The following is an 18,725-nucleotide window of genomic DNA, read 5'->3' on the forward strand; positions in this document are numbered from 1 at the left end:
CAGATTGTGGGCGGAAAGCCGCCCACACTCGTCCCGCTCTAGCCGTGGTAGACAGAGATGGTTTTCATGCTGGCGAAACCGTAGAGGGCCTCAAAGCCCTTCTCGCGGCCATGGCCGGATTTCTTGACGCCGCCGAAAGGCAGCTCGACGCCACCGCCGGCGCCGTAATTGTTGATGAAGACCTGGCCGGCGTGAACGGCACGCGCCATCCGCAACTGCCTACCGCCGTCATTGGTCCAGACGCCGCAGACGAGGCCATAGGCGGTGCCGTTGGCGAGCCGGATGGCTTCGTCCTCGCCGTCGAACGGCATGATCACCTGCACCGGGCCGAAGATTTCTTCCTGTACCGTGCGGTGCTCGTGCGGGACGTCACGCAAGAGGGTGGGTGCGACATAGGCGCCTTCAGCCGGGGCATCGGCAACGATCTCGCCTTGCGCCGCAACCTTCAAGCCATCCTTGGCGGCGCCTGCGAGGAAGTCCTCGATGATTGCCTTTTGCCTTCGCGAGACGACCGGACCGACGGAGAGATCGGCGCCGGCTGGGCCGACCTTCAGCGTGCGATACCGTTCGCTCATCCGCGCCACGACCTCTTCGTAAACGGCGCGCTCAACGAGAATGCGCGACGAGGCCGAGCAGGTCTGGCCGGCGTTCTGGATGCCGGCATTGACCAGGAAGGGAACGGCGCGATCGAGGTCGGCATCGGCAAAGACGATCTGGGCCGACTTGCCGCCGAGTTCGAGCGTCACCGGGACCGCGTTCTTCGCGGCCGCCGCCTGCACCATCTCACCGGTTCGAACCGAACCGGTGAACGAGATGTGGTTGACGTCGGGGTGTTCCGAGAGAGCCGCACCCGCCTCAGAACCGAAGCCGGTCACAACGTTCAACGCGCCCGCCGGCAGGCCTTCCTCTTCGGCAATGCGGGCAAACTCCAGGATCGTCAGGCACGCCTCTTCGGCCGGCTTGACCACTGCCGCGTTGCCCATGGCAAGGGCTGCACCGAGGCTTCGGCCGAGGATCTGCATCGGGTAGTTCCAAGGGATGATATGTCCCGTGACGCCGTGCGGCTCGTAGACGGTCAGGACGGTGAAGCCGTTCTGATAGGGGATGGTGTCGCCATGTACCTTGTCGGCGGCGCCGCCGTAGAATTCGAGATAGCGGGCGAGCGCCACGACGTCGGCACGCGCCTGCGTCAACGGCTTGCCGACGTCGCGCGCCTCGAGCTCCGTCAGAATATCGATGTTGCGCAGCACCGCGCCTGAGATCCGGGTCAGCACCCGGCCGCGCTCGGTCGGCGTCATGCGTCCCCAGTCGCCCGCAAGGGCAGCGCGCGCGGAGCGCACGGCGAGGTCGATATCGTCCCGGGTTCCCCGGGCGATGCGCGCGAACTCCTGGCCATTGGAGGGATCCCGAACGGCGATGAACTCGCCGCCTAATGCGTCCTGCCACGTATTCGCGATGAAATTTCCGTAGGTCTTCACGTCATGCCTCTTGGTCGGTCTCGCGCGCCTCAAGGAGCGCCTTCAATCTCGTTGCCGTCGCGTTGATATGGGCGCGCGCCAGCTTTTCGGCCTCGTCGAGGTTTCGTGCCGCGATCGCCTCGACGATCAGCCCATGTTCGGCGACTGCGGTGCTCGCGCGTTCACTGGAGAGCGAAAAGGCAGGGGCAAAAACCTGCGAGGTCATACGCAGAAGCGGTCCGAGCGGTGCGAGCGATGTGTTGCGCGAGGCGGCGACGATCGCCTCGTGAAAGATCACGTTGGACTGGGTGTAGGCGGCGGGATCCCAGTTCTCGACAGTCTTGCGCTGGCGCTCCACCTGTTTTGCCAGATCCTTGATCTCGGCAGTGGTCGCGCGCTCGGCGGCATTGCGGGCGGCAACGCCGTCCATCGCTTCGCGCACCGCATAGGCGTCAAGCAGCTTCGGCAGGTCGGCGGTTGCGACCCTGACACCGCTGCCCGGCTTGTTGACAACCAGCCCGTCGCGCTCAAGCACCCGCAGGGCTTCGCGCAGCGGCGTGCGGCTGATGCCGAACTCGGCGGCAATCTTTTCCTGGCGCAGCGTCGCGCCCGGCGCATAGACGCCGGCATAGATGCGTTCGCGAAGTGCCTGTGCCACTTCGTCGAGAAGTCGTGACTGGCTTCGCCATTCGAAGGATTGGTTCATTGATCCCTCCCAAGATCGAGGCAAATTGTATCCAGGATACAGGAGAAGTCAATCGGCGGCCGTGAGAGTTCCGCTCTTGCCTGTGCAAGTGCTTACGCTCTCCCGCACGACTGGCTGGCCGCCGGCCGGATCCTAGCCGTCAAAGCGATCGCAAAGACGAGGTGACCGTTTGCCGGCTCATGTTTCGATCTGACCCCAAAATTTGACGGTTGTCAGTTTGCGGCTCCCGTGGCTGATATCAGCAACCGCGGATAGAAGGCGGACCCTGATGTTCCACCGGGGCCTTCCTCAGCCAAAGGAGAGACGATGCATCACGAAGTTGCACGGCACGAAGACGCCTCCAAATCGGATTGCTGTCCGGCGCGTTTTCTTCCCGCCCGGCGGCTCGGCTTTTTGGCCTCGACCGCGATCGGTCTCTGTCTGCAGAGCCTGCCGGCCGCCGCCGCATGCAGCTTCGTGCCGACCGCCGGTGACGACATCTATCTGTGCGACAGCGGCACTTCGGCCGGCTTTACGGATCTTGGCGGCAACAATACGCTTTCCCTGCCTGTCGGTGGTACCGGTACCATTACCAGCGCCGTCACCTTCGGCGCCGGCAGCGACACCGTCGAGATCCACAGCGGAACGATCAGCGCCAACCTTCAGCAGGGCGCAGGCAGCGACAGTTTCACGATGACCAGCGGTACGCTGCAGTCGCTGAACCAGGGTGACAACCTCGACACGTTCTTCATGTCGGGCGGCCATATCGTCGGCTTCTTTGACGACGGCGACAGCGCAGTCATGACCGGCGGGCGCATCGGCCGCGTCAACATGCTGCTCGACGACAACCTGTTCGACATGTCGGGAGGCACGATCGACAACAACCTGGTCGCAGGCTTCGGCAACGACACGATCATTCTCTCCGGCGGCATGATCGGCGGCAACATCAGCGTCAGCGGCGGCACGGATAGCGTGACGGTGACGGGCGGGTCTGTCGGCGGCAATGTCCTGATGAGTTTCGGAACGGATACGTTCACGTGGGACAGCGGCGGCACCATCGATGGTAGCGTTGACCTCGGGGCCGACAATGACACTGCAACGCTTCGCAACCTGACGAGCGCCAACCTCGCCGGGACCGATACGCTTACCGGCGGCCTGGGTGTCGACGGCTTGACGTTGGAAAACGTCCAGACCGGCGGCGTGGCGCGGTTCCAAAGCTGGGAAACCATCAATGCCAACGCCGGCAGCGTGTTGACCTTTGATGGCAATCTGACGCTCGGTGACAGCGGTTCGGGAACCGGCACGCTCAATGTCGATGCATCGAGCACGCTTCGCGGTGGCGGGACCAATGCGGCGGTCTCGGCAGCCGCGCCCGGTCAAATAGTGGCGGTCATCAATGCCGGCACCATCGATCTGTCGGATGCCGGCGCAAGCACGAGCGATCGCTTTACGGTCAATGGCAACTACACCGGCAATGGTGGCCTGCTGGTACTCAATACCGTTCTGGACGCTGACGCCTCGCCATCGGATCGCCTCGTCGTGTCAGGCGGCACGGCGACCGGCACAACTGCCGTCAGCGTTGTCAACGCCGGAGGTGCCGGTGCCGATACGCTTGCGGATGGCATTATGGTCGTCGAGCTCGCCAATGGTGCGACTTCAGCGGCAAGCGCCTTCGCGCTCAATGGCAGGGTCGCCGCCGGCGCCCACGAATATTTGCTCTACAAGGGCGGCGTGACGGCCGGGTCGGAAGAGAATTTCTATCTGCGCTCGACGCTCGTCGTCGTGCCGACGCCGACAACGCCGCCACCCGAGATCGTACCGCCAATTATCGTCGACCCGCCGGCGGTGCCGCCCACAGTGCCGCCGGTCGTAGAGCCGGAAATCGTCATCCTTCCTCCTGGCCCCGGCGTTGCGCCACCTTCGGAGGACGCGACGCCGGTCGAGCCCGAAATCGTGACCGTGGACATTGGCGGAGTGCCGACCGTAGTCGAAGTCGTGCCGCTCTATCGCGTCGAGGTTCCGACCTATTCCGCAGTCCCACCGATGGCCGAATATCTGGCGCTTTCGACCCTTGGCACATTCCATGAACGGCGTGGCGAACAATCGCTGCTCGACGGGGTGGGCACCCTGACGGCAAGCTGGGGCCGTGTCTTCGGCCAGAAGACGGAACTGAACTGGAAGGGAACTGTCGATCCCAGCTTCGACGGCAATATCCTGGGCTTTCAGATCGGCCAGGATCTCTTCGGTTGGGAGTCGGCGCAAGGCCATCACGACCGCGTCGGCGTATTCTTCAGCCACGCACGTGCCGATGGCGACATCGCCGGGCAGGCAGTCGGCTGGAACAATCTGCATGTCGGCGAGATCGATGTCAGGGCCAACAGCTTTGGCGGCTACTGGACCCATATCGGCCCCGGCGGCTGGTATCTCGACGCAGTTCTGATGGGCAGCTGGTTTGACGGCGACGCCCGGTCGGTCGGCGGCAGCGGTGTCGAGGTCGATGGTAGCGGCATCACGGCTTCGCTCGAAGGCGGTTATCCGATCGCCATCGGTGAAGGCTGGACGCTGGAGCCGCAGGCGCAGATCATCTGGCAGCATCTGTCGCTTGACGATCAGCGCGATGCGTTTTCAAGCGTCAAGTTCGACAGCGACGACGCGGTGACCGGACGGCTGGGCTTCCGCCTGCAAGGCGAAGTGATTGCCGAGACGACAATCTTCCAGCCCTACCTCAAGGCCAACCTCTGGCACAGTTTCGACGCCGATCAGGGCGTGACCTTCGGTGCGGACCCGATCGTGACAGAGAGGGGCGGAACGGCGCTGGAACTCGGCGGCGGTCTGGTCGCAAAGCTGTCGGAGACCACAAGCCTCTATGTCACAGCTGACTACACCACCAATCTCGGTGGGGAAAAGATCGACGTGCTCGAAGGTAATATCGGCCTGCGGGTGAAGTGGTGACCAGCCCTCGACCGGTGTGACCCAGCACATCCGCCGCCCTCAAACTTAGACCAGTGCGGATGGTTCGATCGCGCCACCGCTCGCGAGCGCGTTGACGTACCCGTCCCACCTGCTTCAATTAGCAGCAGCTATAGTGGGAGGCCGGCCGTGCAGATGCTTGATTGGATTGCGATTATCCTGTTCCTCGTAACCTGGGTGGGATTGGAGCCGATGATGGCGCTTGGCTGGCCGCGCCGGACAGACAGCCTGATGCTGGACATGGTGCATATCAGGCGGGCCTGGATGCGCGAGGTCCTGACGCGGGACACCAACTTCATCGGCGATGCCGCCATCCTCGGGCACACGATCAATTCGGCCTCGTTTTTCGGTTCGGCCAATCTCATCGTCATCGTTGCCATGAGCAGTGCGCTTTTCATCCAGCCGACGGCCGGTCTTCAGGCGGGGATCATTTCGATGTTCGCGCCGATCGAACCGCTGTGGCTGTTCCAGTGCAAGGTGCTGCTCGTCATGGCGACATTGCTGCGGGGGCTTTCCGAATTCATCTGGGCGGTCCGGCAGATCAATTATTGCCTCGCGGCAATCGGAGCCAGTCCGTCGCGGGAGGAAGACCGGGACATCGCCGCATGGACCCACGCCTTGTCGCTGATGATCAATCCGGCCCTTCGCTCCTTCAGTCAGGGCGTTCGCTCCTACTACTTCACCGTTGCCGCCGCTCTCTGGTTCATGGGCCCGATCGCATTTCTTGTCGGCATTGTCGGCTCAGTGGGACTTCTCGTCTGGAGACACAGCTGGTCGGATACGGCAAAGGGCGTGATGGAAGTGCGCAAGCTGCTGGATGAGAGCAATCCGCCTGCCGTCGAGGCAGAGCCTGCCGCAGCGATCAGTTCGCCGGTGGCGAATATCTGAAGACGAACCGCGGCGCCCGCCGAAAAAGCCGCCCTGTTCGCCCGTCCTTGGTCAGGCGTCGCAGGCGCTTTTGGCGTGACCGGTTGGAATTCGACAGTAAGTCTACCATCTAGACATCAGCAACGTTTCAGAGGCGGTCGCTCATGTCAGACAAACCGATCAAGATTCCCGGCCCCGATCATCCGATCACAGTCGAGAGAAATCCGGCGCGTGTCGTCGTCACGCTCGGTGGGCGCGTTATCGCCGACACTCGCGATGCGCTGACTTTGCGCGAGGCATCCTACCCGGCGGTGCAGTACATTCCGCGCAAGGATGTCGACATGTCGTTGCTGTCGCGCACGGATCATTCGTCCAACTGCCCATACAAGGGCGACGCTTCCTATTTCAGCATCCCATCCGGCGGCGAGCGGTCGAGGAACGCCGTCTGGACCTATGAAAGCCCGCATACGGCGGTGGCCGCCATCAAAGATCGGTTGGCGTTCTATCCGGACAGGGTGGATTCGATCGAAGAGAGCCAGCGCTAAAGCGCATCGCGATCTTTCAGATTCGCTCCTTGCGCTTTAAGTTCTTGATATTTCGCATGTCGTTGTCGCAAAACCGCTGCGCACTTTTGCGCGACAGGCTTTGGCCGCGAGGTCACTCGCTCCGAACCCGGAACGTTTCGCGCACCGCCCTCAGGAATTCTGCCACTTTCGGCAGATCACCCAGTTGCTGATGGTAGAGATAGTAGAGGTGTGTGGCTGGTCCGGACCATTCGGCAAGGACCGGAACGAGCCGCCCGGTGGTGACACCATCGGCGGCGAGCGCGTCGCTCAGCATGCCGATGCCGAGACCCTCGGCGATCAGGCGCTCTCCGATCGCCGGATCGTCGACGACAATCGAGGGCGGACGCTCAAGCGTGAAATGCCGGTTGCCGTCGAAGAGCACCCAGTGGGCCAGTTCCCGCCGCATCCGGGTCCGGTGCGCCACCAGCGCGACATGCATCAGGTCCTCGGGTGACGAGAGCGATAACCCGTCGCAGTAGGCCGGCGCGGCGTAGAGCCGCTGTTCGATCGTTCCGATCTTTCGGTAGATCATCTCGCTGTCGACCGGCTCGCCCATTCTCAGCGCCACATCGACGCTTTCTCCGATCAGATCGACATTGTTGTGTGCCGTCTGCAGATCGACCTGAACCTCCGGGCAAAGCTCCGCATAGCGCTTCAGGATCGGCGGCAGGAAGGTGCGGGCAAAGGCGACGGATGTGGCGACCCGCAGTCGCCCGCGGGCGGCGCCATCGGCGGGCCGGAAACCCGCAATGCCGCGATCGATGAGCTCTACGGCCCCGCCGATCGACTCGAGCAGGTGCTTGCCCGCCTCGGTCAGGGAGACCCGGCGCGTGGAGCGCAGCAGCAGCGCGACGCCAAGCGCGGTTTCAAGCTCAGCCAAGCGCCGGCTAACCGTGCTTGGCGGAAGGTGCAGGCGAAGTGCTGCGGCTGAGAAACTCTCGGTGCGGGCGACCTCGAGGAAGATCCTGAGGTTATTGAGATCGGGAGACTGGGGGGATTTCATGCGTTTCCGGAACAATCACTTCCATGATCGCAGGATAATCGACGGAGAGTTGAATTGATAGCTTCGTCGCATCCAATCGAAGGAGCCGATCATGACCACTCGCAGACAAGCTTTGGGCCTTCTCGCCGCCACGGCCCTGTTGCCGCTCGCACCGCGGTTTGCCTTTTCCGCCGCCCCGTTCTCGACCGTCGCCAATGCCGGTTACTACCGCTTCCGCTTCGGAAAGTTTGAAGTCACGGCGCTTTCGGACGGCACGCTGGCACTGCCCATGGCGAAGATCTATCAGAACGAGCCCGAGGGCGAACTGCAGCGCAGGCTCGACGAGGCCTTCCTCGGCAAGGAGCCGCATTTGTCGATCAACGCCTATCTGGTAAACGACGGCAAGCGCCTGGTGCTGATCGATGCGGGGTCCGGCGCCTTGCTCGGCGCCGCCGCCGGCAAGCTCATCCGCCATCTCACGGCCTCCGGCTACCGGCCCGACCAGGTTGACGCCGTTGTTTTGACCCACGTGCATGCCGATCACTCCGGCGGCCTTACCGTCGACGGCAAGCCCCAGTTTCCGAATGCCGAAATCCATCTCGCCGACCGCGAGTATCGTTACTGGATCGAGCGCGAGGGCGTGACGACGATGACGGAGGCGCAGAAGACCGACTTCCAGCGCGCCGAGGACGCTCTGGCTCCCTATATCGCCGCCGGAAAAGTAAAGCGTTTCGCCGACAATGCGGACGTGTTGCCGAACCTCGGATCGATCCTACGAGCCGGGCATACGCCCGGACATTCCTCGATCGTGCTCCAAGCCGATGACGGCCAGCGTCTGGTCTTCTGGGGTGACGTGATCCATGGCGACCACGTCCAGTTCGACGCTCCCGACGTCTTCGTCAGCTTCGACGTCGATGGAACAGCGGCGGCCGCGACCCGTGCGGTGGCACTGGCAGAAGCGGCAGATGGCCGCTACCTCGTTGCCGGCGCTCACCTGCCGTTCCCCGGTGTCGGCCACGTGGCCCGGGACGAGACGCTCTATCGCTTCATCCCCTGGAACTACGTCGAATAGCGAGCGTTTCGAAGCCGGATCACTTGTAGGCGTAGGCGTCGATGGTTTCGCTGCGCCCGCGCAGACGCACGCCGTCGTGGCGCACCCACCTGCCTGATCCGGCTTCGTCGATCTTTCCCCCGCGAAGGCTTCCGCCGAAACGACGATCGATGCGCCGAGGTGGCGGGATTCGGCCTGCAGCCGCTGGCCGACTCCAGCGCCCGACGATGATCGAGAGCGCCAGCATCAAGGCGGCGATCGCCAGCGAGAAGGCGAGCCGCGCATTCGAGGCGAAGCGTTCGGCCTCACGGCATCGAACAGGACACGGCCGTCCTGGCTCATCCAGCCATCCGGTGGTTCGACTTTCAGAAGCAGCGATCCCCGTCCCTCACTCGCCGAGTGCCGGGCATCCTTCCGTTCGGGTCTGCGCGAATCAAGCGCGCCGGACCGAGCTTCCGCGATTGGTGAGCCGGCGCCTTCACGTTGTCGTGGAGCGGCCTCCCCTCCGGCTCTTGCCCGCCGGCCTGCGTCTGTTAGCCGGCTACCGGTGCGCTAGGAAATGACGTTGCGGACGAACCGCACGACTTCGCCACCGTCATTGATGTAGGCGTAGGCCTGGGCGGAGCTATAGACCGCGAAGGTACCGCTGGCGTATCGCTTGCGCACGCCAGCGACCTCAAGCGTCAAGGTGCCTTCCGTGACGAACAGCATTTCGTGCCACCCTTGCGGGTCGGGCTCGGCGTCATAGCGCTCGCCTGGGGCGAGCGACCAGAGCCACATCTGGGCTTCGGACGTAGCGGGGGCAGAAGCGAGCAGCCGCGCTTCGCTCTCTGCCTGTTGGCCGCGCCAGGTCACAGCGTCGATGTTGTCACGGGATTGGCGCGACGGGTCCCTGACGAGATCGACGAAGCCGACGTTCATGGCGGCCGCCAGCTTGTCGAGGCTGGAGAGGCTGATATTGGCGTCACCGCCTTCGACCGCGACGATCATGCGGCGGCTGATGCCGGAGGCCTTGGCCAGTGCCGTCTGGCTCAGTCCCGCCGCCATGCGGATGCGCCGGAGATTGTCCGCGACATGGGTCAGCACGTCGGATCGATCTTGACTGTGCAATATATTGCTCATATCGTTCTTCTATACGGATCGACCATCAACGGCCAGCCATTTCTGGTGCCTCCGACCGCGACGGAGGCCACATGCGCAGCTGTGCCAACAGGAAGGGCTTCATGTCACAGCAAGCGACAATTCTCAACGTCGCCGACAGGTCCGGCTTACTCGCAGCCATAGCCCAACATTCGAAAGGTCACTGACATGAAAATCCGCGACTTCGGCGTCGAAATCTGGATGAACCGCTACGAGAACCATTGCGAATGGAATCTCGCCGAGACCTGCGTTGAATCGCTGACCGTGGCGGAATTGTTGGAAATGGCGGGCAAGACGGACACGATCCTTGCCGAACTGCTGCCGCTGAAGCTGACCTATGGCGCCATCGAGGGTTCCGAACGGCTGCGCGGGCAGATCGCAAGCCTCTATGCGAAACAGGCGATCGAAAACGTCGTCACCACGCATGGTGCGATCGGCGCCAATGCACTGGTGCATGAGACTCTCGTCGAACCGGGCGACCGGGTGATTTCGGTGCTGCCGACCTACCAGCAGCACTATTCGATCCCGGAAAGCTATGGCGCCGATACGCAGATCCTGAAACTGACGGAGGAGACCGGTTTCCTGCCTGATCTCGAGCAGTTGCAGCGGCTCGCTATCCCCGGCACGAAGCTGATCGCCATCAACAATCCGAACAACCCGACCGGCGCGCTGATGGATTGCGGCTACCTCGAAAAGATCGTCGGTATCGCGCGCGGCTGCGGCGCATGGATCCTCTGCGACGAGGTTTATCGCGGCACGGATCAAGAGGGCGACGGTTTGACGGCATCGATCGCAGACCTCTACGAAAAGGGCGTCAGCACCGGCAGCATGTCGAAGACGTTTTCGCTCGCCGGCCTGCGGCTCGGCTGGATCGTCGCGCCACCCGAACTGATCCATGCCGTTTCGATCCACCGCGATTACAACACGATCAGCGTCGGCATGCTGGACGATCACTTCGCGGCAATGGCGCTGGAAAACCGCCACAAGATCTTGGCGCGCAGCCGGAGGATTACCCGCACCAACCTCGCGGTGCTGTCGGACTGGGTCGACAGCGAACCGCGGATCTCCTGGGTCAAGCCGCATTCGGGCACCACGGCACTACTGAAATACGATCTGCCGATGACCTCCGAAGCATTCTGCCTCGGATTGTTAGAGCGCACCGGGGTGATGCTGACGCCTGGCAGCGCAATGGATATGGAGGGCTATCTCAGGATCGGCTACGCCAACAGCGAAAGCATTCTTCGCGAGGGTCTGCAGCGCCTGTCCGGGTTTCTTCGCGAGCAACAGTCTGCCGCCGCGTAAGGAGCAGGCGGGATTGTCCTTCAGGGCTCGATATCCAGCTCCGGGTAGCGGCGGAAGATACCGTTCTCGTTGAAAGCCAGGCGTCGCGGCGACGCGAGATAGGCGGCGATGTTCGGCCTCGCTTTCACCGAAGCGTGCAGCTTCAAAAGCTCGGAGTATTGCCGCTCGTAATGGCGCATCGCCTTCGGGAAGGCATAGCGAAGCCCTTCGATCACCTGGAATAGCGAGAGATCGATATAGGTTGCGCCGTCGCCGACGGCGTGGCCGCTGCCATCGGGGTTTTGTTCAAGCACCCGTTCGAAGTAGCCGAGAAACTTGGGGAGGCGGTTGGTGACGAATTCGATCGCCCGGTCCTTCGCCTCCACCTTCTGCTCCTCGTAGTATTTCGAGGTTGCGATCGGGTGGTGGGTGTCGTGCACCTCGGCAATGAAGTCGGTGATGGTGAGTTGCAGACCGTTGGCGAACCAGCGCAGCGCCTCCTCCTTGGGCGCGAGCCCGAGCCTCGGGCCGAGGTAAAAAAGGATGTTGGCCACATGCGAAATGATCTGGTCGCCATCCCTCAAGAACGGCGGCGCAAAAGGGATGCGTGGCTCGGCAGTGTTTTCCATCAGCTTCATCATTTCGCCAGTGCCGCGGCCCCGTTCGCGCGTAACGTCGACGTAATCGGCGCCGGCGTCTTCGAGCGCAAGGCGCACGAATTCGCCCCGGCCCTGAATGCCGTCCCAGTAGTACAACTCATAGGTCATGGAAGCCCTCTGCCGATCTCGAATACCCGGTTGATATAGGCCATCGGCGGTTTAGGGCGAGGGCAACACAGCAATTGCAAGGCGCGCTCTGTCGAACTGGCCGCGACACATGCTATGGCGCTGTGGAGACGCATCTGAAATCCGGCGAGGATGCCAGGGTGAGCAAGCCGAACTATCGCGACATTGCAGAGTTGGCGGGTGTCGGAACGGCCACGGTCGAGCGGGTGCTCAACGGACGTGGCGGCGTTCGCCCCGAACTGGTCGAGAGGGTGGTTGTTGCGGCGCGCACGCTGAACTATCCGCGCACGCTGCCCGACACCCATCGCGGTCTTTTGCGCATCGACGTGCTGATGGTCCGCCCCGAAACGACCTTCTATCGCCGGCTTTCCAAAGCGTTCGAAAGGATCGCGGAGACGCTTGATCCGCTTGTCGTAGTGCAACGCAGCTTCACCGAGGAGATGAAGCCGGACGAGATTGCCAGGCGGATTCTTGCGACCGAGGTCCCGCGCGCTGGCCTGATCCTTGCCGTGCCCAATAGTCCGCTGATCAGCGCCGCGGTCGAGACGGTCGTTTCGCGCGGGGTGCCGGTGATCCATGTCGTCACACGGGCGTCCGAGAAGCAGGGCGAATTCGTCGGCATCGACAATTACGCGGCGGGACGGACGGCGGGGCTCTTCATCGCGCGCATGGCATCTCGTCCCGGTCCCGTGGTCGCCCTCTGCCATCCGATCTATCAGGTCCACCGCGATCGCCTCAGCGGCTTTTCGGACTATTTCCAGGAGCATCCGGGCGAGCGCCGGTTCGAGTGGCTGGGCTTCACCCGCGACGAGGAGCACTACAGCGCCGAAACGTTGCTATCAGCGCTCGAGATGTATCCGGATATGGCCGGGCTCTACAACGCCGGCGGCGCCAACGCCGCTTTGATCGATGTTCTTCGCCGCCATCCGCGCGGCAGGGAGGTTTTCTTTGTCGGCCACGAACTGACCGATTATACGCGCAAGGCGCTTAGCGACGGCATCATGGACGTCGTGCTCGATCAGGCGCCCGAGGCGCAGGCCCGCCGCGCCCTTGACCTTGTGCTGCGCCGGATCGGCCTTTCAGAGCTGGAACCGGACAAGGCGCCCATTCGCTTCATCACCGTCACGGCCGAGAGCCTTTGATCTGATTTGATCAAACAAGCCTTCGCCGTTCAGAACGCCTCCTGCTAGATTTTTATCAAGAAGGAGAACGCGGTCCCGAGCGAAGCGGAAGGCGCTCTCCTTCACCGGAATTTGTGCGGAACGCCCGCGATCCGCCGGGAGGAGAGCGTTATGGACGACTTGAAGTATGGAACGCGCAACAAGCGTGGCGACTGGGCGCCGAATCAACCGGTCGAAACGGCGCCGCTGTTTGCCTTTCCGCCCAAACTGTTGGCGCTCCTGAAGTGGCTGCCGCACTATTTCTTTCCGTGGAATGCGACTTTCGCCGCTTCGGCCGTTGCCTACTGGGCTTGGGTCATTCCGCCGATGTCGACGATGCAGACTTTGGGCATCGGTTGGATCGCCTGGCTCTACGTGGTCAACGCGGTCTGCGTCTTCCTGTTCTACGGTGCCTTCGAACTGCACCTCTACGTGCTGAAACGGCAGGAAAACCGCTTCAAGTACAATGGCAAGTTCCCGGCCGAACAGAAGAGCAAGGCCTTCTGGTTTGAAAGCCAGAACTTCGACAACATCCTGCGCACCTTCCTTTCAGGCGTGACGATCTGGACCGCCGTCGAGGTTGGCATGCTCTGGGCCTATGCCAATGGTTACGCGCCGTGGCTCACCTTTGCGGACAATCCCTGGACGCTCGCCCTGGTCGCGCTGGTCGTTCCCGTCATCCACGAGTTCCACTTCTTCTGCATCCATCGGCTTATCCACACGCCGCTGCTCTACAAGTGGGTGCATTCGGTCCACCACAATTCGGTGAACCCGTCGCCCTGGTCGTCGCTGTCGATGCATCCGGTCGAGCACCTGCTCTATTTCGGTACCGCCTTCTACCACCTGGTCCTGCCGTCCAACCCGATCCTGATGCTCTATCAGCTTCACTATGCGGGCTTCGGCGCCATTCCCGGCCATGTCGGCTTCGACAAGGTCGAGGTCGGTGAAGACACCCTCGTCGATAGCCACGCCTATGCGCATTACCTGCACCACAAGTATTTCGAGGTGAATTACGGCGACGCCCTGATCCCGCTCGATCGCTGGTTCGGCACCTGGCACGACGGCTCCAAAGAAGGCGAGGCGCGGATGCAGGAGCGCTATCGCAAACGCAAAGAGAAACTCGCAGCCCGCAAGGCACGCAACACGATCGGGGAGGCAGCAGAATGAGCAACGTGATCACCTGGGTACCCGCCTGCAAACTTGAGGACATCGAACAGGAAGGGGCGATCCGCTTCGACCACGCCGGCCGCACCTACGCGGTCTACCGCGGCCCGGATGACAGCGTCTATTGCACCGCCGGCCTCTGCACCCACGAGGCAATCCATCTCGCCGAAGGCCTGGTCATGGACTTCGAAGTGGAATGTCCCAAGCATTCCGGCGCCTTCGACTATCGCACCGGCGAAGCCATAAGGCTGCCGGCTTGCGAAAACCTGAAGACCTATCCCGCCGAAATCGTCGACGGAGAGGTCCGCGTGGCCCTCGGCTAGGGTCCGCGCTTACCGCGCGCGCTCGAACCACTCAAGCTTGATCGGGTCCGTGGGACCTCCGGAATGCACTCGGGTGATCCGGCACCCATTGGGAGGAAATCATGAAATCCATGTACCTGGCGGCTGCCCTTGCCGCCTTGATGGGAAGTGCTGCCTCGGCGGAGACGATCGGTGTCTCGATGCAGAGCTTCGACAACAACTTCCAGACGCTGCTGCGTGAAGGCATCAGCGCCAGAGCATCGGAAACCGGAGGCGTCAATGTCCAGATTGAGGACGCCCAGACCGACATCTCCAAGCAGCTCAATCAGGTGAACAACTTCATTGCGTCTGGCGTCGACGCGATCATCACGACGCTCGCCGATACCTCGGCAGCCCCCGGCATCAGCGAAGCGGCGGAGAAGGCGGGCATTCCGCTCGTCTATCTCAACCTCCAGCCGGACAATGTCGCCCAGTTGCCGGTAAAGCAGGCCTATGTCGGAAGCCGGGAAACGGACTCCGGCAAGCTGGGCGCCGAGGCCGCCTGTTCGCTGCTCAAGGAAAAGGGCAAGGCCGGTGACGCGCAGGTCTATATCCTGATGGGCGATCTCGCCCACCAGGCCTCGCGGGACCGCACCTCGTCGTTCAAGAAGACGCTGGCTGCCGGCGACTGCAAGGGCGCAACCATCGCCGACGAGCAGTCCGCCGCTTGGACGCGCACCAACGCGATGGACCTCACCACGAACTGGATCACGGCCGGGCGCCCAATCGACGTGGTTTTTGCCAATAACGACGAAATGGCGATCGGCGCCATACAGGCACTCAAAGCCGCTGGTGTGTCGATGGACGACGTGATCGTCGTCGGCATCGATGCGACGCAGGATGGTCTCGCCGCCATGGCCGCGGGCGACCTCGATGCGACGGTGTTCCAGAATGCCAAGGGCCAGTCGGCGAGCGCGCTCGATGCTGCCGTCGCGCTGGCGCGCGGCAAGGCCGTCGAACGCGAAGTGATGGTTCCCTTCGAGCTCGTCACGCCCAAGAACATGGCCGACTACGCGACTCGCAACTGATCCTCCTACTGCATGTTTCCTTTATTCGTAGCCGATTAAAGGTCAAAAACATGCAGCAATTCAAAGTGCTACAGCGACCTTTGCGCGTCTGATAAGACGCGCGGCGCTGTAGGCCGGCGCATTTCTCCTGCCTGCGCCGGCCACCTTTCCTGAGCGGGATGAGGAACAGTGCGTGCGGTTATCCGCCCGCATCCCGCTCCAACTTATGATCGATGGAGCAAGCCATGAACGGCATCGTCATCATCGGCGCCGGGGAATCCGGCACCCGCGCGGCCTTTGCCCTGCGTGAATCGGGCTTTACCCGCGGCGTCACGCTGGTCGGCACGGAACCGCATCTGCCCTATGAGCGCCCGCCTCTGTCGAAGCCTTTGGACGGCGCGGTACAGATGAAGCCGATCTGCGGTGCCGAGGCACTTGAGGCCGCCGGCATCAACTTTCTCCAGGGCGTGTCGGCCTTGAGCCTTGATGCGGATGCCGGGTCTGTCGCCTTGAGCGACGGACGAGTGCTCGCCTATGACAAGCTGCTGCTTGCGACCGGTGCTCGCCCGAGGCGGTTGACATGCCCTGGGGCTGAGCGCGCGCTCGACTTTCGCACCTATGCGGATGCGGCGACAATCTTCTCCAGCGCCGACCCGGGAAAAAGTGTTGCCATCGTCGGCGGCGGTCTGATCGGCATGGAGCTCGCGGCCGTGTTGCGTGGCAAAGGCATAACCGTCAGCGTTGTCGAGATGGCGCCGAAGCCGCTTGGGCGCGCGGTTCCGCCACGCTTTGCCGCCAAGCTCCATGCGCGGCATCAGGACGAAGGCGTTGCGTTTCATCTTGGCCAGGGTATTGCCGAGATCGCCGACGATGCCGTTCTCCTCGCCGATGGCAGCGCGGTGCCTGCCGATATCATCGTTGCGGCGATCGGCGTGTCGCCGGATATCGCGCTCGCCGAGGCGGCGGGCCTTGCCACCGGCAACGGCATCCTGACGGACGATTATCTTCGCACCAGCGACCCGAACGTCTTTGCGGCCGGCGACTGCGCCGCGGTGGCGCAGCCGGGCGGCGGGTACATTCGCTTCGAGAGCTGGCGCAATGCGCGCAGCCAGGCGGAGACCGCGGCCCGCAACATGACCGGCGGCAAGGAGGCTTTTGCGGCCATTCCCTGGTTCTGGACCGATCAGTACGATCTCGGTTTGCAGGTGGTGGGCCTGCCGCATCCGGACCATCAGAGTGTCACGCGCCAGCTCGACGGTGGCGAGCTGGAATTCTACCTGGATGGCGGTCGCCTCGTCGCTGCCGCAGGCCTCGGTCTCGGCAATGGTCTTGCCAAGGATATAAAGCTGGCGGAGATGTTGATCGCCGCCGGTATCAGCCCGGACCCTCAGGCGCTTATCGACCCTGGCGTAAACTTGAAGGCGCTGCTGAAGAGCGCGCGAGCCGCCTGATGCAGAAGCTGCTTGTCTTTCAGTCGCTCTGGGCAATGGAGCGTCGGCACCCGGATGGCCACGAACGTAGCCTTGAAGAAAACATCGCTGATATCGTCGAGGCCGGGTTCGACGGCATCAGCGCGCATTACACCAACCGTGATGACGTCGTCCGCCTCAACGAAGCGATCCGCGGCACTGGATTGAAGATCGAAGGCGTCTGTTTCCCCCGGACTGTCGAAGACCTGCGACTGACGCTCGAACTTGCCTCAGAATTTCCTGTCAGCCACATCGACCTGCAGGCGGATGTCCGTCCGCGCCGGGTGGAAGATTGCCTGCCGCTTCTGGACGGATGGATGCGGCTCGCCGAAAGGGCAGATGTCCCCGTCTATATCGAAACCCATCGCCACCGGATCACCAGCGACCTCTTGTTCACGCTGGAACTGCTGAACCGGCGCCCCAATTTGCCGCTGCTCGCCGATCTCTCGCACTATCTGGTCGGCCGCGAGTTCGCCTTTCCGGTGGAAGACGAGAGCTACGCCCAGATCCGGCGCATCCTCCACAACGCCCAGGCCTTCCACGGCCGCGTCGGCTCGTGCCAGCAGATCCAGATCGAGATGTCCTTTCCGCAGCATCGCCCCTGGGTCGATCTCTTCCGCGAATGGTGGGGCTATGGCTTCCGCCATTGGCGGTCCCGCGCCGCCAATGATGCCGCGTTGGTCATGACCTGCGAGCTCGGCCCCAGACCCTATGCGATCACGGACAGGGACGGCCACGACACGACGGACCGGTGGGCGGAGGCGCTTTTGCTTCGGCAGATGGTGCTGGATGTATGGGCTGAGAGCGCAGACCCTTCGGGCAACCGAACGCATGGCGCGTGCGTGCCGGACCCCGTCATTTAACGAAGGAGGGACGGAATGGCAGATTGTGCTCGAGACCAAGCCAGGGCGGGTTTTCCGCATACATCTCTTCGATCAACTGCTTGATCAGCTCGATGTGGCGTGAATTGTCGCCGACCCGGTGATTGAGGATGACAGGAGAGGTCGCGCGTTCTCCCTCGATCATGCGATAGTGAACGTCTGACCGCACCTGACGCGCCGAGGAGGGGACGATGCAAAGGCCGGCTTCCGAGGCGACGAGGCCAAGGGCACTCTGGATCTCCCGCACTTCATGCACCTCGGCAGGGCGCACATCGTGGGCATGAAGCAGGCTCAGCACATGGTCGGCATAGCTCGGCCGCGGCTCCTTCGGATAGACGATCAGCTTCTGGCCGGCGAGCGCATTCAAGGGCAAAGGCGACGTGTCTTCGGCAAGCGGCGTGCCCTGGGGTATCGCCACGGCGAGGCGCTCTTCGCGCATGAGGATGCCGACGACATTGGGATCGCTGTGGTGAAGCCGGCCGAAGCCGACATCGATTCGGCCCTCCTTGAGCGCAGCGATTTGCTGCACCGACACCATCTCCAATAGCCGGATATCGAGTTCCGGCGCATTCTGCCTCAGCTTGCGCACGAGCGTCGGCAGCCCGCCATAGAGCGTGGAGGCGACGAAGCCGATGGACAGAACACGGTTCTGGTTGAGACCGATCCGGCGCGTGGCCTCCACCATCTGCTCGACCCGGCCCAGAACCTGCAGCGACTGTTCGTAAAACAACCGGCCTGCCTCCGTTAGCCGCACGGGACGGCTCGCGCGGATGATCAGCGGCACGCCCAGCTCTTCCTCCAGAAGCTGGATCTGCCGGCTCAAGGGCGGCTGGGCGATATGCAGCTGCTCGGCGGCGCGGGTGAAGTTGCGCTCGCGGGCGACGGCGACGAAGTAGCGAAGCTGGCGCAGATCCATGTT

17 protein-coding genes are annotated in these 18,725 nt (G+C 62.8%); 11 read left to right on the forward strand and 6 right to left on the reverse strand.

Annotated elements, in window-relative coordinates; genetic code table 11:
• Positions 1-38 precede the first annotated feature (38 nt).
• Positions 39-1,478, reverse strand: a complete 1,440-nt coding sequence (locus tag V7S54_RS07630) for an aldehyde dehydrogenase family protein (RefSeq protein WP_336408115.1) — start codon at positions 1,476-1,478, stop codon at positions 39-41.
• A gap of 1 nt (position 1,479) precedes the next feature.
• Positions 1,480-2,163 carry a GntR family transcriptional regulator gene (locus V7S54_RS07635; protein WP_336408116.1) on the reverse strand — a complete coding sequence of 228 codons (684 nt, stop codon included), beginning with the start codon at positions 2,161-2,163 and terminating at the stop codon, positions 1,480-1,482.
• Between the two features lie 306 nt (positions 2,164-2,469).
• On the opposite strand from V7S54_RS07635, the gene V7S54_RS07640 reads away from it, so the two are divergent.
• From V7S54_RS07640 to V7S54_RS07650, 3 genes are all read left to right on the forward strand, one after another.
• Positions 2,470-5,094, forward strand: a complete 2,625-nt coding sequence (locus V7S54_RS07640) for an autotransporter family protein (RefSeq protein ID WP_336408117.1) — start codon at positions 2,470-2,472, stop codon at positions 5,092-5,094.
• Between the two features lie 153 nt (positions 5,095-5,247).
• Positions 5,248-6,000 (forward strand): DUF599 domain-containing protein, encoded by a 753-nt coding sequence (locus V7S54_RS07645; RefSeq protein WP_442892548.1) that lies wholly within the window; start codon positions 5,248-5,250, stop codon positions 5,998-6,000.
• A 143-nt stretch (positions 6,001-6,143) separates the two neighbouring features.
• The gene (locus V7S54_RS07650) at positions 6,144-6,524 is read left to right on the forward strand and encodes a DUF427 domain-containing protein (RefSeq protein ID WP_336408119.1); all 381 of its coding nucleotides are present in this window, start codon (positions 6,144-6,146) and stop codon (positions 6,522-6,524) included.
• Between the two features lie 112 nt (positions 6,525-6,636).
• Here the strand turns inward: V7S54_RS07650 and V7S54_RS07655 are convergent, their stop codons facing one another.
• Complete coding sequence (locus tag V7S54_RS07655) at positions 6,637-7,548, reverse strand: LysR family transcriptional regulator (RefSeq protein ID WP_336408120.1); 912 nt, start codon at positions 7,546-7,548, stop codon at positions 6,637-6,639.
• A 91-nt stretch (positions 7,549-7,639) separates the two neighbouring features.
• Between V7S54_RS07655 and V7S54_RS07660 the strand changes: the two genes are divergently transcribed.
• Positions 7,640-8,599, forward strand: coding sequence for an MBL fold metallo-hydrolase (locus V7S54_RS07660; RefSeq protein ID WP_336408121.1), 960 nt, complete (start codon positions 7,640-7,642; stop codon positions 8,597-8,599).
• A gap of 531 nt (positions 8,600-9,130) precedes the next feature.
• Here the strand turns inward: V7S54_RS07660 and V7S54_RS07665 are convergent.
• The gene (locus V7S54_RS07665) at positions 9,131-9,700 is read right to left on the reverse strand and encodes a helix-turn-helix domain-containing protein (RefSeq protein WP_336408123.1); all 570 of its coding nucleotides are present in this window, start codon (positions 9,698-9,700) and stop codon (positions 9,131-9,133) included.
• 186 nt (positions 9,701-9,886) lie between these two features.
• Here V7S54_RS07665 and V7S54_RS07670 point away from each other — a divergent pair, with 186 nt between their 5' ends.
• Entirely contained in the window at positions 9,887-11,020 is a 1,134-nt protein-coding gene (locus tag V7S54_RS07670) for an aminotransferase (protein WP_336408124.1), read from the forward strand.
• Between the two features lie 20 nt (positions 11,021-11,040).
• On the opposite strand, the gene V7S54_RS07675 is transcribed toward V7S54_RS07670, so the two are convergent.
• Entirely contained in the window at positions 11,041-11,766 is a 726-nt protein-coding gene (locus V7S54_RS07675; protein ID WP_057251975.1) for a glutathione S-transferase, read from the reverse strand.
• Positions 11,767-11,924: 158 nt separating this feature from the next.
• Here V7S54_RS07675 and V7S54_RS07680 point away from each other — a divergent pair, with 158 nt between their 5' ends.
• From V7S54_RS07680 to V7S54_RS07705, 6 genes are all read left to right on the forward strand, one after another.
• Entirely contained in the window at positions 11,925-12,926 is a 1,002-nt protein-coding gene (locus V7S54_RS07680; RefSeq protein WP_336408125.1) for a LacI family DNA-binding transcriptional regulator, read from the forward strand.
• A 150-nt stretch (positions 12,927-13,076) separates the two neighbouring features.
• The gene (locus V7S54_RS07685; RefSeq protein ID WP_336408126.1) at positions 13,077-14,111 is read left to right on the forward strand and encodes a sterol desaturase family protein; all 1,035 of its coding nucleotides are present in this window, start codon (positions 13,077-13,079) and stop codon (positions 14,109-14,111) included.
• 8 nt (positions 14,112-14,119) lie between these two features.
• Positions 14,120-14,431: a MocE family 2Fe-2S type ferredoxin gene (locus tag V7S54_RS07690; RefSeq protein ID WP_065373480.1), complete on the forward strand. Its 312-nt coding sequence runs from the start codon at positions 14,120-14,122 to the stop codon at positions 14,429-14,431.
• A 101-nt stretch (positions 14,432-14,532) separates the two neighbouring features.
• Positions 14,533-15,477, forward strand: a complete 945-nt coding sequence (locus V7S54_RS07695) for a substrate-binding domain-containing protein (RefSeq protein WP_336408127.1) — start codon at positions 14,533-14,535, stop codon at positions 15,475-15,477.
• 224 nt (positions 15,478-15,701) lie between these two features.
• A complete protein-coding gene (locus tag V7S54_RS07700) occupies positions 15,702-16,907 on the forward strand; it encodes an NAD(P)/FAD-dependent oxidoreductase (RefSeq protein WP_336408128.1) in 1,206 nt (401 codons plus the stop codon).
• On the forward strand, positions 16,907-17,788 hold the full coding sequence (locus tag V7S54_RS07705) for a sugar phosphate isomerase/epimerase family protein (RefSeq protein WP_336408129.1): 882 nt from the start codon (positions 16,907-16,909) through the stop codon (positions 17,786-17,788). Before V7S54_RS07700 ends, V7S54_RS07705 begins: the two co-directional genes overlap by 1 nt.
• On the opposite strand, the gene V7S54_RS07710 is transcribed toward V7S54_RS07705, so the two are convergent.
• On the reverse strand, positions 17,781-18,722 hold the full coding sequence (locus V7S54_RS07710) for a LysR family transcriptional regulator (protein ID WP_336408130.1): 942 nt from the start codon (positions 18,720-18,722) through the stop codon (positions 17,781-17,783). The genes V7S54_RS07705 and V7S54_RS07710 overlap by 8 nt on opposite strands.
• Positions 18,723-18,725 lie beyond the last annotated feature (3 nt).

It is taken from the genome of Ensifer sp. CCNWLY38 (assembly GCF_037120565.1).
In the GTDB taxonomy this organism is placed as follows: domain Bacteria; phylum Pseudomonadota; class Alphaproteobacteria; order Rhizobiales; family Rhizobiaceae; genus Ensifer; species Ensifer adhaerens_H.

Bases quoted from the DNA above. Each gene is read 5' to 3' on its own strand.
- V7S54_RS07635 (WP_336408116.1), bottom strand. From the start codon at position 2,163: ATGAACCAATCCTTCGAATGGCGAAGCCAGTCACGACTTCTCGACGAA.
- V7S54_RS07640 (WP_336408117.1), top strand. From the start codon at position 2,470: ATGCATCACGAAGTTGCACGGCACGAAGACGCCTCCAAATCGGATTGC.
- V7S54_RS07645 (WP_442892548.1), top strand. From the start codon at position 5,248: ATGCTTGATTGGATTGCGATTATCCTGTTCCTCGTAACCTGGGTGGGA.
- V7S54_RS07650 (WP_336408119.1), top strand. From the start codon at position 6,144: ATGTCAGACAAACCGATCAAGATTCCCGGCCCCGATCATCCGATCACA.
- V7S54_RS07655 (WP_336408120.1), bottom strand. From the start codon at position 7,548: ATGAAATCCCCCCAGTCTCCCGATCTCAATAACCTCAGGATCTTCCTC.
- V7S54_RS07660 (WP_336408121.1), top strand. From the start codon at position 7,640: ATGACCACTCGCAGACAAGCTTTGGGCCTTCTCGCCGCCACGGCCCTG.
- V7S54_RS07665 (WP_336408123.1), bottom strand. From the start codon at position 9,700: ATGAGCAATATATTGCACAGTCAAGATCGATCCGACGTGCTGACCCAT.
- V7S54_RS07670 (WP_336408124.1), top strand. From the start codon at position 9,887: ATGAAAATCCGCGACTTCGGCGTCGAAATCTGGATGAACCGCTACGAG.
- V7S54_RS07675 (WP_057251975.1), bottom strand. From the start codon at position 11,766: ATGACCTATGAGTTGTACTACTGGGACGGCATTCAGGGCCGGGGCGAA.
- V7S54_RS07685 (WP_336408126.1), top strand. From the start codon at position 13,077: ATGGACGACTTGAAGTATGGAACGCGCAACAAGCGTGGCGACTGGGCG.
- V7S54_RS07695 (WP_336408127.1), top strand. From the start codon at position 14,533: ATGAAATCCATGTACCTGGCGGCTGCCCTTGCCGCCTTGATGGGAAGT.
- V7S54_RS07700 (WP_336408128.1), top strand. From the start codon at position 15,702: ATGAACGGCATCGTCATCATCGGCGCCGGGGAATCCGGCACCCGCGCG.
- V7S54_RS07705 (WP_336408129.1), top strand. From the start codon at position 16,907: ATGCAGAAGCTGCTTGTCTTTCAGTCGCTCTGGGCAATGGAGCGTCGG.
- V7S54_RS07710 (WP_336408130.1), bottom strand. From the start codon at position 18,722: ATGGATCTGCGCCAGCTTCGCTACTTCGTCGCCGTCGCCCGCGAGCGC.